The sequence below is a fragment of the Staphylococcus sp. GDY8P67P genome, from assembly GCF_017892545.1.
Classification (GTDB): Bacteria; Bacillota; Bacilli; order Staphylococcales; family Staphylococcaceae; genus Staphylococcus; species Staphylococcus ureilyticus.
In genome coordinates this window covers 32,210-44,697 of the sequence record NZ_JAESLH010000022.1, presented here as the reverse complement: position 1 = coordinate 44,697, position 12,488 = coordinate 32,210, and the positions used below count along the sequence as shown (strand labels likewise).

Sequence of the window (12,488 nt, the reverse complement as noted above, 5' to 3'; positions counted from 1 at the left end):
AAGAATTCAAGAATATTACAGTTTAATTTTCAGGATGATTTTCCATCATCCAAGCGTTTAAATCTTGTAAAAAGGCTTGAAATTGTTGAGGGCTTTTGAAATCAGGTATATTCGCTAACAGAACCTCTACTGGCTTTGTTACATTCGTTTCTTTCTTCTGCAGTATAAGTATGGATTTACGCGCTTTTTCATTTTTAAATAGTGTAGATGGCAAGTTTAAAAAAGCTTGCATTTCTGTTTCTGTTGCAATGAAATTTTGTAACTGTTTCACATTTGTACTTTCAAATAAATTACTAGGTACTACTAAAAATGCATATCCTGATGTTTTTAAGGCTGTTACTGCTTGTTCAATTAATAAATAGTGAGAGAAGCTATGCCCTTCTTCAAACCCTAGTTGCATTTCTTTACTTCTTTCATCTACTGGATAATACCCTATCGGTAGATCACCAATAACAACATCTGCATCTTCAAAAGGTAGTGGCATGATAGCGTCTTGAGGATAAACATCAAATGGAATTTCTAAAAAGTTTGCCAAATGTACACTCACGCGTGATAATACAGGATCCACTTCAACCAGGTGATGCATAATCGTATGTTCAGTGAGTACTTCATGTACAGAAGCGCTCAAATGTCCAGCACCACTCGCAATATCCGCTACATGGAATTCATCTTTGTTTTTTAAAAAACGTTCGGCAAGGAATCCTAGAATCATTCCAATTGAATCAGGTGTAATTTGATGATTTGCTTGAACATCCTCTTTTTGCATTAAATTTAAATAAGCAAATTGAAACGCTTTACGTCTATCTTGTAGCGTGGCTTGTTCCAACAATGACCTTTGATTAGTATAAATATTTTCCATTGCAAGTCCTAAATTTTCTATGAAACTTTGACCATTCTCTTCATTTAAAGATTTGGTTTTTTCATCAAGTGCCTTAAATAATTGTTCCATTACTGTCTCTTCTTGTGCCATTTAAAAGTCCTTTCTAAAAAAACTGTCCATAATTTAATTGAAATTAAGTCAGTACCCTAACTTATATTACCAAATAATTATGGACAGTTTAATTTATAATGTCAACGATACTGTTTTGTGAGTTTTACTAGTTTAATCATATGACAATATTATATTATTTATAGATTACGATAAGCTTCTAAAGCAGCATCAAAGTCTGGGAAATTTGTACCTTCAGAAACAATTTCAGTATAAACTACTTTATTGTTTTTATCTAAGACAAAAACAGAACGTGCTAATAAACGCAATTCTTCCATAACAACGCCGTACGTTTTACCGAAAGATAAGTTTCTATGATCACTTAAAGTGATTACATTATCTAAACCATTTGAAGCACACCATCTTTTTTGTGCAAATGGCAAGTCTACAGAAATAGTTAAAACCACACCATCTTCCTTAGCAGCTTCTTCATTAAATTTACGTGTTTGTTGATCACAAACACCTGTATCTATAGACGGAATAACACTAATTAATTTCTTATGTCCGTCATAACTTTCTAAAGTTACTTCATTTAAATCATTGTCTAAGACAGTAAAATTTGGAGCATATTCTCCTTTTTTTACTTGTGAACCATATAGTGTTACTGGTTCTTGTTTAAATGTAATTTGTGCCATATTGCACGCCTCCTATTAAATAGTTCTTACAACCATAGTATACCTATCTATCGTATCAAAATAAACTCATAGCTCAGTAAAATTCACATTTATTTTTTTAAATAAAACAACTTTTCAAATTTATTTCTGATTACGACTGTATCAGCGAAGATATCATGGATACCCTTGTGTTTATTTGTAAACAAAACAACCAAGTAAGGTAAGTTAAATAAAACGCCACTTATAATACGACCAATCCATTCTCTAAACAACACATCTGCCCATGTAAGAGATTGACGATCTATCCGTTCTACTCGAATGTTACAAATCATTTTACCTATCGTTTGTTTGAAAAATTTAGTTAATAATACAAAATATAAATAAAATACAAGCGCATCTAAAACGTGACCTAAGCTAAAATAATCAATCCATAACTTAAGTTCATCAATTTGCGTAAAATGGTATATCGGTTTTAATAATAGTCCTTGAATGCCAAATATAATGAGTAAATCAATAATAAAACTCCAAAACCTTATACCAAAACTAGCATATACAGACTTTGTTAATTGTTCATGATACATTGCTTCTATATCAGATTTATCATTTTCTGGGGTTGACTGTAATGTTTGTTGATTTGTATACTGCTCCATTATATACACCTAACCTTTATATAGATACATAGGTTCAGCTTCTGTATCATTGCTTATAATTGATTTCAATTCACTTAATTCATTTTTGAATTGATGTAATGTTGTTTTAGTTGAATAAATAGAACTAAACCAACCTTCGTCTTCACTATATTTAAACACTTCAGCATCCTTTGCTTTTATGTCTTTCTTAAGTGCTTTTAACGCATTATCGTTATAACCAATTTCATCAATCAAACCATTCTTTTCGGCTTGTTGCGCACTATATATACGTCCATCAGCTAACTTTTTAACCTTTTTCTCTGGCATATCTCTACCTTTAGCAACAATACCAACAAATCTTTCATAACTATCATTTAATACTGATTGCATGATATCTTTCTCTTCATTAGTCATTTTTCGAGAACTACTCATAATATCTTTATGTTCACCAGATTTAATGACATTTTCCTTAACGCCTAATTTTTCTTGTAAACCAGAATAATCAACGTTTGACATAATAACGCCAATAGATCCAGTAGTCGTTTGTGGACCAGCATATATTTTATCAGCAGGGGCAGATATATAATATCCACCAGATGCAGCCATCGCATCCATATGTACATAAACCTTTTTATCTTTTTTCTTTATTTCTTTAATTTTTTTATAAATTTCATCACTTGGATATGTACCTCCACCTGGTGTGTTAACGGTTAATAAAACACCTTTAATCGAGCTATCTTTTTTAACTTTATCCAACTGTTTAAGAAATGCTTCATGATTATAACCAGAACTTCCAAACATTCCTTCACCAGTACCCTCACTAATTTCACCATTTAAAGTTAAGTGTACAATGCGTTTTGAAGTATCACCTTCTGATTCTACCGTTTCAGTAAATGGATCTATTTCTGACATACTATCTTCACTAAAAAGCGAAGAAATCACAGTAGATATCGAACTCATAACAATACCACCAAGCACGATAATTACGGCAAGTACTATTGCTATTATTCTCTTTTTCGACATAACGTATTCACTCCCAGAATATTTTTTCAATCGTTTCAAATACAATTTAAACATAATCAATTCAATAATGTATACCATTATACGAAAATAAAAAAGGATTAAGATAGCAATAGGCTAGTATGAGTGTCTATTTAAAATGAAAAGAAGCTGAGACAATTAATTGTCTCAGCCATGTTCACGTATCTGAATACCTTTGAAATATAGCAAATTCTTTTTCCAAATGATCAATTTATTAATTGCATTATGTAATCGTAAGCATTTTTAATAATCAATATGGCAGTTACAACAATAAATAAAGTTTTTACATAACTGACACCTTTTTTAATTGCAAAAGCTGCCCCAACATATGATCCACAAATCATACTTGCTGCCATAATTAAACCATAAAAATAGTCAACCTGATCTAATATCATAAACAAAATTAAAGCGCCTAAATTGGAAGCAAAATTTAATACTTTCGCATTTCCGGCAGCACTTAAAAAATCAAAACCGAACATAAGTAAAATAAAAAGCATAAATGAGCCAGTGCCACCACCTAAAAAACCATCATAAAATCCTATGAGTGACATAAGACTCATAAATAAGATTGCTTTACCAAGCGACAATTTTGTAAATGTACGCACATTTCCCCAATCTTTTTTAACTAACGTATAAATCATCACTAACGTCAAAATAATGATAACTAATGGTTTTAACAGTTCAGCGGGTAGAAATGTAGCAACGCTAGCACCACATATTGCTAAAATAAATACAAATGGAAATAACTTTCCTACTATCTTCAAATCGACATTACCCGACCTCAAGAAACGAAATGCACTTGTAAGTGAGCCAAATGAACTTGCTAATTTATTAGTACCCAATGCAATAGCGGGGGGCATACCAACAGCTAATAATGCCGGGATAGAAATTAAGCCGCCCCCACCTACAACTGCATCAATAAACGCCGCTAAAAATCCTAGAAGTATAATTATAAGTACGATTGAAATATCCCAATCTAGCATGATTCCATCCCCTATCTGTTTTATCCTTATGTCTAATTAACTCATGTTGTTCGTATGGAATTGAATACTCAAAGTAAATATTAAAATAAATGATCTGCCAATGCTTGCGTTTCAGTATCTTTTTCACTTTGATAGTCTGGCGTAATTGTTAAAGTTTCTATTTGTTCAAATGCTTCTTGTACAAGAGGTTCAAAATCATATACCGCTTCAAATTTTTCGACTTTTTCAATGTCTGGCTCCGTCGCAGGATTTTTAGGTGTAAAGATGGTACAACAATCTTCATATGGCTGAATAGATGTCTCAAATGTACCAATTTCTTTGGCTCTCTTCACGATGTCTTCCTTATCTAATGTTAAAAGTGGTCGTAAGATTGGTGTAGATGTCACATGATTGATAGCATACATACTTTTAAGGGTTTGACTAGCAACCTGTCCTAAATTTTCACCATTTACGATGGCATGTCCATCAATATCATGCACAAGCTTATCCGCTACCCTCATCATCATTCTACGTGTTGAAGTCATCGTATAGCGCTCATGTACGACTTTATTAATTTGTTTTTGTAAAGCAGTGAAGGGTACAATATGCAATTTAATAGGACCAACATGCGCAGACATAATTCTTGTCAGTTCAATTACTTTATCTTTAGCCTTTTCACTCGTGAATGGTGGACTATGAAAATGAATGGCTTCTACAGTGACACCTCTTCTCATAACTTCAATACCAGCTACTGGAGAATCTATACCTCCGGATAACATAAGTAATGTCTTACCACCCGTACCAACTGGTAATCCACCAGATCCTGCAATGACTTGATCATAAACATAAATAGCGTCTAATCGAACCTCAACTTTAATCGTATGGTTCGGGTTGTGTACATCTACTGTTAGATCATCAGTTGCGTTTAATACGGTTCCACCGAGTTCTTTTTGCAATTGATATGTATCAAACGAAAAGTTTTTATCTGAGCGTTTGACATCAATCTTAAATGTATCTCCATGTGCATAACCTTGAGCAAATTTTACAGCTATATCACGTACTGCTTCTATTGTTTTATCAATTTTCAATACGGGACTGATAGAATAAATACCAAATACTTTTTCTAAGCGGCGACACATTTCTTCAATATCTGCACCTTCATCTAATTCAATGTACATTCTATCTCTATTGGCTTTGACTTTATATCCTTGCAGTGGCATTAATGCGCGTTTAACATTTGAACGTAATTTATTAACAAACATCTTACGGTTAGCACCTTTTAAGGTTAACTCTCCATATCTCACTAAAATGTGATCATAAATCATTTTAACAACTCCTTCACTTCTTCATATACAAGATTAAATTTCTCCTTAAAATCACGTATATCATCAGTAGTAGTATTGGCACCCATTGATATTCTGATACTGCCTTCTATTTGCGTTTTAGGGATATCCATTGCTAAAAGTACTTCGTTCAAGGATGCCTTTTTGGATGAACAAGCACTTGTAGTAGATAGCATAATATCATATTTTGAAAATGCATTTACTAATACTTCACCTTTCACGCCGGGAAAACCAACATTCAAAATATGTGGTGATGCGCCGCTAGGAGAATTAACCTTTACACCACTATATTCATTTAAAAATTGTATGATTTCCTGATTGAACTCACTTAATTTTTCATATAGTTGCGCACTTTCTTTTACAGCGACTTTTAAAGCTTTCACGATGGCTATATCAATAGGAAGATTGACTGTGCCACTTCTAAGTCCGTATTCTTGACCACCGCCATGAACAATTGGCTCAATTTGATGTAAATTACGAACAAATAAAAGGCCTTGGCCTTTTAAGCCATGAAATTTATGACCACTTAAACTCATTGTGTCAGCAGATTTAAAATCTAACGCAATTTTACCTATTGCTTGTACTGCATCAACATGTAAGTGTGCTTTAGGGTATTGGTGAACAATTTTTGCCACCGCTTCGATAGGTTGAATTTGTCCCATGATATTATTGACTTGCATACACGTTACAAGAGCTACCTTATCTGACATCAACGATTTCAAATGTTCTAAATCAATTTGTCCATCTTTAGTCACGTTTACATATTTTATATCGAAACCTTCATTTTCTAATGAACGAACAACCTCTAAAACAGAGGGATGTTCTAAAACTGAAGTAATTATGACATTTGCAAATGCTCTTTTCTTGTAAGCAATCCCTTTGATAGCAATATTATTGGATTCAGTTGCGCCACTTGTAAAAACAATATCAAAATCTTTTTCTAATTTAAATAGTTCTTTAATTTGATCTTTTGATTGTTGTAATAACTGCTCTGCTTGTATACCTGCTTTATGTGGGCTGTTTGGATTAAAATATAGCGATTCATTTACTTTTAAAAAGGTATCTAATACGTCTTGTCGCGGTTTCGTTGTCGCTGCATTATCAAGATAAATCAATGTTTTCACTCCAATTCTATATCATTTTATATTTAAGGATTTTTCATATTTATTTTTTATATCAACATATCATTTCGTATTTTAAAGTTTCCCTTTTAGCATTATACTCGGTTTTATTAAAAAGAAAAGAGAGTAAGACAGAAAATGGTTTTTTAAATATAAATTCTTCATCACTGTCTATATGAATTTTTAAATAATCATTAAATATTAATAATTTGTTCATACAAACATCTAGCGCCAAAAAATTATTTGAGGCTGGAACAATTTTATGTTCCAGCCTCAAAAACATTACTATTATTTAGTTAATAACTTGTGATTCAATTTGTTTTGTAACACCTGGTTCTACACTCTCTAGTGCTTGTTCAGATATTTCAATTGAGCGTTTGTAACGATTATTTTTAAATAAACGCTCTGCTTCATTAAGACTTTTATCAATATTTGAACTTTCTTTACGATAGCGGTTCCCATATTCAATCAATTTTTCAGCATAGACTGCATTGACGAGAACATCTGTTGCTTCATCTTCAAATTTATTCATTTGTAGAACTACTTTAGAGACTTTATCTTTAAGTTGTTTTACATGGATGGGTCTCACACTAAATTTTTTGTTTACTTCACGCACTTCATAATCTATTTCATTTTTCATAATGATGAATCTTTCAGGTACACTCGGTAAATTTGAGGCCAAGAGTTTTCTATAAACTTCCTCTTTTTTACTTTGAACACGCAAGATATTTTCTTCTGCTTCTGCTTCATCTTCTCGAAGTTGAATTAAATGATTTTGTAGTTTTTCTTGTTTTTCATTGATGACATCAACATGTTCTTCGATATATTTCAAGTTATCTTGGACTTCGCTATATCTTACTGCTGATTTCGCCATTTCTTGTAATATTTCATCATATACTGAAATCATGCTCTGAATTTCATTTTCAAACTGTCTTACATTTTGAACATCACTTTCGTTTATATAATAATTTTCGCGCACATATTCAATTTCAGTTTGTAACGTATAATTCATTTCTTTAGCTCTAAATAGATTATCAGTGATAACTTCTTTTGTTTCTTCTACTTCATTTTTTGCTTTTACTTCATGTTCGATTAATTCATACATTTCATCAAGACGATCATTAATACTATTTAATTTATCATTTGCTTCGTCTAATTCTAATCTACTGATCATTGGTTCAACGAAACTCAATTCTGTTTTAAGCGTCTGTAATGAACTATCAATTTTGACATGATCTAAATCATAACCCTCGACTTTCAAGTCGCGACATCCATATTTTAAATCTTGGAATTGTCCTGGTAATTCTTTTTGTGCTTCTCTAATCAATTCAGGAATTTCATCCATATCTTTTTTAAGATAATTCATATCTTCATTAAGCGTTTTGATGTGATTGTACGCTTGGTTATAATTGCCGTCCTCTTTTAATGTTTCATATGTTTCCATTTCTGGAACAAATGATTCAATTTCTTGTTCCAATGGAGCAGCCGCTTCACCGAATTGATGTCTATTAGCTAACACATCACGTTTCATTTCACGATAATCCACCTTACACGCTTCATATAGGTGGTCACTTTCTTTATGTAGATTTAAAATATTTTCAACTTTTGAAGTAAGTTCATTGTAGTTTTCTTCATATTTATCCATCAATTCATGTGCTTCATCAATTTCAGTTTGAGCTTGTGAAAATTTAAATTTATCAAGCAATCCTTCTGCATCATGAATTTTTTCTTCTACTGGTAATAAATATTGATTTTTACTATCTAGTGCATTTTGTTTTAAACTGTTATAAGTTGTTTTTGTCTCCCCTGTTAAAGTTAGCTCAGACAATTGAGATAGACTTTCATCATAGGGTAATTGTTCTACTTTTACTTTACGCGTTTCAGCCTTTTCAATTATTTGGCTTTTGTTGGAACGCATATAGAATAATATACCGACAATAATCAGTATAATGACAATAATTGCTAAAATGACATACAATACCATATGTTTTCTCCTCCTATTTTATCACTATTCATTATAACGTAAGATACCTACCCATTAAAGAGAAAATGAGTGAATCATCTCAATTATTTAAAATTAGTCATTAAGTTCTTTCTTTCCTAATCATATGTATAACGATAATTTTAAAATAACTTCTAAAATCAATTGATTGATTACTATTAAAACAGTCTTTATACTAAATGAAAAGTAAAAAGTGAGGTTTTTTTATGCTAGAGGTTAGTGAAACAAATTATGATTTATTACAAAAGCAAGTTTCAAGTTTAATTGAAGATGAGTCCAATATGATTGCCATCCTTAGTAACGTATCTGCACTGTTAAATGATTCATTAGATCAAATTAACTGGGTAGGGTTTTATTTAGTAGAAGATAACGAATTAATTCTTGGTCCATTTCAAGGACACCCTGCTTGTGTACATATCGCTATTGGTAAAGGCGTGTGTGGGACTGCTGTTGCCAAAGATGAATCACAATTAGTAGCAGACGTAAATGCATTTCCTGGACATATTGCTTGCGATGCTAACAGTAAATCTGAAATTGTAATACCTATTCATAAAGATAGCAATGTCATAGGTGTTTTAGATATAGATGCACCTATCACAAACCGTTTCAATAATGAAGATAAGCAAGGCTTAGAAAACATTGTAGCTATCATTGAAAATCAATTATCATAAACTAATCCTGTTCTATTACAAACAAACGCAAGGTCAACTATTGACAGATTAATATATCATGGTACAATGTTCTTTGTGTGAATAAACGAAATTAGCAGTTGTATATTAATTGGCGCTATGTTGTTCCCAAAGTGGGCGTGCCGTGTAACCGTAGCTATGAGGCGAGGACACATAAAACAATATATCCAATTAAGCATGCAACACTCTTTTTTGTTTTTTCATAACAACAAAAAAGAAAAAGGAGGAGTCTATTTATGGCTCGATTCAGAGGTTCAAACTGGAAAAAATCTCGTCGCTTAGGTATTTCTTTAAGTGGCACAGGTAAAGAATTAGAAAAACGTCCTTACGCACCAGGACAACATGGTCCTAACCAACGTAAAAAAATGTCAGAGTATGGTTTACAATTACGTGAGAAACAAAAATTACGTTATTTATATGGCATGACTGAAAGACAATTCCGTAACACATTCGAAATTGCTGGTAACCAACATGGTGTACATGGTGAAAACTTCATGCAATTACTTGCTGCACGTTTAGATGCAGTTGTATATTCATTAGGTTTAGCTCGTACACGTCGTCAAGCACGTCAAATCGTTAACCATGGTCATATCGAAGTTGACGGTAAACGTGTTGATATCCCATCATACACACTTAAACCAGGACAAGAAGTTTCAGTACGTGAAAAATCTGCTAAATTAGATATCATTGCTGAATCTGTTGAAATCAACAACTTTGTACCTGATTACTTAGAGTTTGATGCAGACAACTTAAAAGGTAAATTCATTCGCATTCCTGAACGTAGTGAATTACCAGCTGAAATCAATGAACAACTTATCGTTGAGTACTACTCAAGATAATAATTTTTATATTAAAGCACCGACAAATTTTTTGTCGGTGTTTTTTTGTATCCAAATTTGTAGACAGTGACTCATTACGCAATCATTTCTAAGCTAAAATAATAAACGTAGCATATTGAAAGGCTTCAAGATATCCCCCATTGTATTCACTTAATGTTAAAGGAAAATAAAAGACCTTCCGCTGTATTTCTTTTCAATTTTACATTTTTCTTTACTTTGTTTATATTTAGTAAAAAGGAGTGTTAACATTGAAAATTAGAGCTTTAGAAGAAACAGATTTGGACTTTGTACATCATTTAAATAATGAATATTCCATTATGTCTTATTGGTTTGAAGAACCATATCAATCTTTAAGTGAGTTACAATCACTCTATAAAAAGCATCTATTAGATGAATCTGAAAGAAGATTTATTATCGAAAATGATTCTGAGCGTATCGGCGTGGTTGAATTGGTAGAAATTGATTTTATACATAGTAATTGCGAAATACAAATTATCGTAGATGAACAATATGGTGGTAAAGGATATGCCTCACAAGCCTTTAAAATGGCCATAGATTATGCCTTTTTAGTGTTAAACCTTCATAAAATATATTTATTTGTAGATGTTACAAACGAGAAGGCTGTACATATCTACCAAAAACAAAACTTTAAAATTGAAGGTACCTTACAAGAACATTTCTATACGCGAGGTAAATATAATGATTGCCATGTAATGGGTCTTTTAAGAGATGATTGGATTAATCAACAAAAATAAATGTAACCCCCACTTCTCAACTTGTTGAGTTAGTGGGGGTTATGCATGAGCTTTTGCTCAGGTAATCCTTAAAACCACTTCCAAACTTGTTGGGTTAGTGGTTCTTATGCATGAGCTTTAGCTCAGGTAGTTATTGAATTAACAAAATAAGCGATGTGGTTTGTCAGAAATAAGACCATCGACACCAATACGGATTAGTTTTATCGCTTGGCTTTTTTCATTAACAGTATAAGGCATTACTTTTAATCCATGATAATGTGCTTTTTTCATAAAGGTTTTCGTTACTAAGGAAAAGTGTGGATTCACGTAGTCAGCATATTCAGCTATTTTTTTAAAAGATGGCATTTTATACCAATATCGTTTTTTGCTAATTAAAACACCTAATCGATAGCCATATTGCTTCAGATATAGTTGCTTTATAAAATTTTGATCAAAAGATTGAATGATCACTTGATTTTTATCTAGCTCATATTGCTTTAGTTTATCTATTAAATCATTTTCAATGCCAGGATAATTTTTAGGTTGTTTCATTTCTATTAATAATGCCTGAGACGATGCTTTGATTAATGTTAATACTTCATCAAATGTCAGCAATGTTTGTTTGGTATATCTTGGACTACTATTTATACCATAATCATATCGTCTTAAATCATTAAGTGTTTGTTCTCCAACCTTCCCACTACCATTTGATGTTCTGTCAATAGTGTCATCATGTATCACAACTAACTGACCATCCCGCGTTTTATGTAAATCTATCTCTATGATATCTGCATTGCTTTGAAGGGCAGATTGAATAGCAATACTGGTGTTTTCTGGATAATCCATTGCCAAGCCACGATGCGCAACTAACATTATATGATGTTTTTCGTATTCAAATGACATAAAAAGTGCCCTCCCCTTTCATTATAAACTAGAATCCACTAAACTTAAGTTATCATAAAAACAATGGAGGTCAAAGCAATGGTCCAACATCAATTTAAAGTAACTACAAAATGGGAAGATGGACGAGAATCAGTCGGTAAACTTTCTGGTGATATTTTGAATGAACAAATATCTATCCCAGCAGGTCTAGGCGGAAATGGAACTGGTACGAATCCTGATGAGTTATTAGTATCCGCAGCATCATCTTGTTATATCATTTCCCTTGCGGCTGTATTAGAACGCTCAGGTTTTACCAATATTGATATACAACAATCAACTATTGGATTAGCTATATTTGAAAATGCCAAATTTAAAATGGATACCATTACACATTATCCTGAAATAAATGTAGATACAACACAGAAAGAACAATTAAAAAAGAAACTACCAAAGTTACTAAAGATTGCAGACAATAATTGCATGATTTCAAATTCTATAAGAGGCAATGTCGACGTCAAAATAGAACCTATATTAAAATAATTTTGCAATCATTTTATGTATGACGGAATATGATTATAATAACAATGTATGCCCTTACATATTATTAGAAATTTGAATATATTTAATTATTTTAAATTTTTACA

13 protein-coding genes are annotated in these 12,488 nt (G+C 32.0%); 4 read left to right on the top strand and 9 right to left on the bottom strand.

The window, feature by feature from the left end; translation table 11 throughout:
- Positions 1-22: 22 nt before the first annotated feature.
- The 8 genes from KA833_RS08090 to ezrA form a co-directional block, all read right to left on the bottom strand.
- Entirely contained in the window at positions 23-970 is a 948-nt protein-coding gene (locus KA833_RS08090; RefSeq protein ID WP_046206856.1) for a class I SAM-dependent methyltransferase, read from the bottom strand.
- 158 nt (positions 971-1,128) lie between these two features.
- Positions 1,129-1,623, bottom strand: a complete 495-nt coding sequence (gene tpx, locus KA833_RS08085; protein ID WP_046206855.1) for a thiol peroxidase — start codon at positions 1,621-1,623, stop codon at positions 1,129-1,131.
- Positions 1,624-1,712: 89 nt separating this feature from the next.
- Positions 1,713-2,252: an RDD family protein gene (locus KA833_RS08080; protein WP_046206854.1), complete on the bottom strand. Its 540-nt coding sequence runs from the start codon at positions 2,250-2,252 to the stop codon at positions 1,713-1,715.
- Between the two features lie 9 nt (positions 2,253-2,261).
- Entirely contained in the window at positions 2,262-3,254 is a 993-nt protein-coding gene (gene sppA / locus KA833_RS08075) for a signal peptide peptidase SppA (protein WP_046206853.1), read from the bottom strand.
- 224 nt (positions 3,255-3,478) lie between these two features.
- Positions 3,479-4,255: a sulfite exporter TauE/SafE family protein gene (locus KA833_RS08070; protein ID WP_046206852.1), complete on the bottom strand. Its 777-nt coding sequence runs from the start codon at positions 4,253-4,255 to the stop codon at positions 3,479-3,481.
- An 80-nt stretch (positions 4,256-4,335) separates the two neighbouring features.
- Positions 4,336-5,559 carry a tRNA uracil 4-sulfurtransferase ThiI gene (gene thiI, locus KA833_RS08065; protein WP_070039324.1) on the bottom strand — a complete coding sequence of 408 codons (1,224 nt, stop codon included), beginning with the start codon at positions 5,557-5,559 and terminating at the stop codon, positions 4,336-4,338.
- A complete protein-coding gene (locus tag KA833_RS08060; protein ID WP_107360055.1) occupies positions 5,556-6,692 on the bottom strand; it encodes a cysteine desulfurase family protein in 1,137 nt (378 codons plus the stop codon). The genes thiI and KA833_RS08060 overlap by 4 nt, the downstream gene beginning before the upstream one ends.
- 298 nt (positions 6,693-6,990) lie before the next feature.
- Entirely contained in the window at positions 6,991-8,682 is a 1,692-nt protein-coding gene (ezrA, locus tag KA833_RS08055) for a septation ring formation regulator EzrA (protein ID WP_046206848.1), read from the bottom strand.
- A 224-nt stretch (positions 8,683-8,906) separates the two neighbouring features.
- Here ezrA and KA833_RS08050 point away from each other — a divergent pair, with 224 nt between their 5' ends.
- From KA833_RS08050 to KA833_RS08040, 3 genes are all read left to right on the top strand, one after another.
- Positions 8,907-9,371 (top strand): GAF domain-containing protein, encoded by a 465-nt coding sequence (locus KA833_RS08050; protein ID WP_070039318.1) that lies wholly within the window; start codon positions 8,907-8,909, stop codon positions 9,369-9,371.
- Between the two features lie 254 nt (positions 9,372-9,625).
- Positions 9,626-10,228 (top strand): 30S ribosomal protein S4, encoded by a 603-nt coding sequence (gene rpsD, locus KA833_RS08045; protein ID WP_019468598.1) that lies wholly within the window; start codon positions 9,626-9,628, stop codon positions 10,226-10,228.
- A 248-nt stretch (positions 10,229-10,476) separates the two neighbouring features.
- Entirely contained in the window at positions 10,477-10,983 is a 507-nt protein-coding gene (locus KA833_RS08040) for a GNAT family N-acetyltransferase (protein WP_046206846.1), read from the top strand.
- 138 nt (positions 10,984-11,121) lie between these two features.
- On the opposite strand, the gene KA833_RS08035 is transcribed toward KA833_RS08040, so the two are convergent.
- A complete protein-coding gene (locus KA833_RS08035) occupies positions 11,122-11,865 on the bottom strand; it encodes a glycerophosphodiester phosphodiesterase (protein WP_210128442.1) in 744 nt (247 codons plus the stop codon).
- Between the two features lie 78 nt (positions 11,866-11,943).
- Here KA833_RS08035 and KA833_RS08030 point away from each other — a divergent pair, with 78 nt between their 5' ends.
- A complete protein-coding gene (locus tag KA833_RS08030) occupies positions 11,944-12,384 on the top strand; it encodes an SACOL1771 family peroxiredoxin (protein WP_046206844.1) in 441 nt (146 codons plus the stop codon).
- Positions 12,385-12,488 lie beyond the last annotated feature (104 nt).

What these genes read in the sequence shown, in the direction of transcription:
- KA833_RS08090 (WP_046206856.1), bottom strand. Translation starts at nt 970, where the DNA reads ATGGCACAAGAAGAGACAGTAATGGAACAATTATTTAAGGCACTTGAT.
- tpx (WP_046206855.1), bottom strand. Translation starts at nt 1,623, where the DNA reads ATGGCACAAATTACATTTAAACAAGAACCAGTAACACTATATGGTTCA.
- KA833_RS08080 (WP_046206854.1), bottom strand. Translation starts at nt 2,252, where the DNA reads ATGGAGCAGTATACAAATCAACAAACATTACAGTCAACCCCAGAAAAT.
- sppA (WP_046206853.1), bottom strand. Translation starts at nt 3,254, where the DNA reads ATGTCGAAAAAGAGAATAATAGCAATAGTACTTGCCGTAATTATCGTG.
- KA833_RS08070 (WP_046206852.1), bottom strand. Translation starts at nt 4,255, where the DNA reads ATGCTAGATTGGGATATTTCAATCGTACTTATAATTATACTTCTAGGA.
- thiI (WP_070039324.1), bottom strand. Translation starts at nt 5,559, where the DNA reads ATGATTTATGATCACATTTTAGTGAGATATGGAGAGTTAACCTTAAAA.
- ezrA (WP_046206848.1), bottom strand. Translation starts at nt 8,682, where the DNA reads ATGGTATTGTATGTCATTTTAGCAATTATTGTCATTATACTGATTATT.
- KA833_RS08050 (WP_070039318.1), top strand. Translation starts at nt 8,907, where the DNA reads ATGCTAGAGGTTAGTGAAACAAATTATGATTTATTACAAAAGCAAGTT.
- rpsD (WP_019468598.1), top strand. Translation starts at nt 9,626, where the DNA reads ATGGCTCGATTCAGAGGTTCAAACTGGAAAAAATCTCGTCGCTTAGGT.
- KA833_RS08035 (WP_210128442.1), bottom strand. Translation starts at nt 11,865, where the DNA reads ATGTCATTTGAATACGAAAAACATCATATAATGTTAGTTGCGCATCGT.
- KA833_RS08030 (WP_046206844.1), top strand. Translation starts at nt 11,944, where the DNA reads ATGGTCCAACATCAATTTAAAGTAACTACAAAATGGGAAGATGGACGA.